The 2,579-nt window shown below is 31.0% G+C and carries 5 protein-coding genes; 4 read left to right on the top strand and 1 reads right to left on the bottom strand.

Annotated features, from left to right (window positions below; translation table 11 throughout):
* The 4 genes from HM982_RS18465 to HM982_RS18285 all read left to right on the top strand — a co-directional run.
* Positions 1 to 238 (top strand): hypothetical protein (locus HM982_RS18465; protein WP_218849895.1); only part of this gene is annotated, 238 nt, incomplete at its 5' end.
* Positions 196 to 546, top strand: coding sequence for a hypothetical protein (locus tag HM982_RS18295; RefSeq protein ID WP_179354763.1), 351 nt, complete (start codon positions 196 to 198; stop codon positions 544 to 546). The genes HM982_RS18465 and HM982_RS18295, both read left to right, overlap by 43 nt.
* A gap of 40 nt (positions 547 to 586) precedes the next feature.
* A complete protein-coding gene (locus HM982_RS18290; protein WP_179354762.1) occupies positions 587 to 931 on the top strand; it encodes a hypothetical protein in 345 nt (114 codons plus the stop codon).
* Between the two features lie 743 nt (positions 932 to 1,674).
* The gene (locus HM982_RS18285; protein ID WP_179354761.1) at positions 1,675 to 2,142 is read left to right on the top strand and encodes an immunity 7 family protein; all 468 of its coding nucleotides are present in this window, start codon (positions 1,675 to 1,677) and stop codon (positions 2,140 to 2,142) included.
* Positions 2,143 to 2,189: 47 nt separating this feature from the next.
* Here the strand turns inward: HM982_RS18285 and HM982_RS18280 are convergent.
* The coding region (locus HM982_RS18280; protein ID WP_179354731.1) for a transposase at positions 2,190 to 2,579 on the bottom strand (390 nt) is incomplete at its 5' end.

The raw sequence follows: 2,579 nt of genomic DNA, 5'->3' as shown, positions 1-2,579 counted from the left end.
AACAGCTGCTAACATTGCCTATAGTTCATTGCGTCCGAATTTTCCTCTGGAAAATTCATTCGCTTTTGCTATCTTTAATCCTTCAACCCGAAATACGCTGACTATCGTTTCGCAACGAAACCATAGCCCTAGCGTTGTAAACAATGCCGAAAAGCAGTACGCATTTGAAAAAATCATAGATAGAAAATCGGAATTATGGAAATATCAGAGAGCGAAAAAAAAGAACTTGACAAACTGAAAATCGGAAAATTAGTTAAGAATACAATGTCTATAATTTTGGAAAAGGATTTAATTTCTGAAAATGAAATTCAAAATTTACTGAAAAAAGATTACTCTAAATTTACTTTTAACGTAATCTTCCCTATTCTAAAAAAAGTGGACAAAAAAATATCTCTGAAAGAAAACGGATTAATAAATGGGAATCCGAGATATTATGCAAAACCGATTGAAAACCGAGAAACTGAATATCTTCTGACAAATGAATGGAAAGAATATCATAGAGAGGATTTTATGAATTGGTTAAAAAGAAAAGTATCTGATTTATAAGTACAATTGTAAACAATGCTGAAAAACAACTCTTGCGGAAATGAATATTGATGAATTGACAAAAAATATCAGAAAAATATCATCTGAAAAAAATGTTCAAGAGTTAGCGGAATTTATCCAAAAATGGAAAACTGACGAACAAAATGCTGTTGAATTAAAAGAAAATGTTGAACGATATCTTGGAAATGCGTGGATTGACAAAAAGGCGGATTTTGAAAAAGTTTACGGAATATGGTCGGAATTTAGAGACTCTGCAATTAACGGAATTGGAGGAATGACAATGAACGAAAGACTTTATTTATTCGGACTTTTTGATTTATATGAAAAGGCACCTAATAATGCGAAAAAAGAAAAATTTTACGCGAAATTAATGGCGGAAAAATAAAAGCACAGTTTACAACAACGTGTATAATTAATTGCTTTGGTCGTTGCTTATTTGGAAAATTCCTTCGGAATTTTCTCGCGTTCGTTTTTGTTTACTAAATTAGTTGCTTAAACACGCAACTAACCATACACAAGACCGTTGGCAGCAATGCGTGTGCGGCAAAATCCAACTCTAAATTGGAACTTATACAACTCTGAATTTTAAGAATAAAAATAAAATTGGATTTCCGAACGTTAGAATGAAAATCACAACGCAGGAATTACAAGCAGAACGAAAAATTACGGTTAGAAAATAACTTCATCGTAATAAAAAAGCCTAGTTTCTTTTTCGCGATTTTTTTTTTGACTTTTAAGTAAGTAAAATCAGAAAAAATGGAGTCGGAAATTTTAATTTCTTGCGGAACTAAACTAGAATAATCATATAATTAATTTAACATAAGAACTGGAATTTGACAAGTTTCCTCGATATTAAAAATATAACGCAGGATTTCCAAGCTGAACGTAAAATGCGTGTCTGATTAGCAACAACGCAGGACTAAAAACAGATTATGGCTCGATTTATTTAATGTTTAAGTTAATTAGAGAACTAATTGAAGTATATTAAATTATCGTTTATTAAAAAAACATAGCGGATAAAAAAATAAGCACAGCTGCCAACACCGTGTATATTTAATTGCTTTGTTTCTGCTTATCTGGAATATTCCTTCGGAATATTCTCAGGTTCGTAAAAGTTTACTAAATTAGTTGCCTAACCACGCAACTAAGCATACACAAACACGTTGTAAGCAATTTAACGCAACACTCAAGAAACAAACAAAAATGATTGAATTTAATGGATGGGCAATAATTAGAGAGTCTTTTAAAGAAGAAGATGATAACGACAAACTTCTGAATTCCATTGTAAATAAAATCGAACTGAAAATATCTGAATTAGATTACGGAAATGAAATTTACTCATTAAAAGGTTTGAATGGAACTTATCATTTATCAATAATGGCAAATCATAACCATCGAACTGAACACGTAATTGATTTTTTTAAATGGATTTCTCATATTTCGAAAGGTTCGTACGGAATTTTATACGTACAAGATGATGAAGATATTGAAAGAGGAAATGAAAATAAATTTAAAGTATGGGTTATGAAAAAAGGAAAGGTTTCTGAACAAAATGATACTTATCTTTCACCTATGAATCCTGAAGTTGAAGAATAAAAACTGCTTACAACAAAGTACTGTGGTAAAAAACAAGTAAAAATGCACTAATTTTTCACTAAAGTACTTCTATATGTATCATCATATATTAAACCTGATTTTGCTATAGCAAAAGCCTGTTTTAATAGTTTATTACACACCGCTATCAATGCCAATTTTTTACTCTTTCCTTTTGCTACTATTCTCTCATAAATATCACGACATGCTTTATTGTATTTACAAGCATTAAAGCTGCACATAAATAACAGATTACGTAGTTTCTGATTTCCTATTTTACTGATACGAGGCCGTCCATTTACACTACTCCCACTCTTTCTAACTACAGGGGTTAATCCAGCATAACTACACAATTCGCTACCGCTTTTAAAACGATCAAATCCATCGGTTAAAACCAATAGCATTACTGCGGTTTTATTTCCTATACCTGGAATAGTTTT

This window comes from Winogradskyella vidalii (genome assembly GCF_013403955.1).
Lineage (GTDB): Bacteria > Bacteroidota > Bacteroidia > Flavobacteriales > Flavobacteriaceae > Winogradskyella > Winogradskyella vidalii.
This window is presented reverse-complemented; position numbering and strand designations above follow the sequence as displayed.

Coding starts and splice junctions, on each gene's coding strand:
- HM982_RS18295 (WP_179354763.1), top strand. CDS start 196: ATGGAAATATCAGAGAGCGAAAAAAAAGAACTTGACAAACTGAAAATC.
- HM982_RS18290 (WP_179354762.1), top strand. CDS start 587: ATGAATATTGATGAATTGACAAAAAATATCAGAAAAATATCATCTGAA.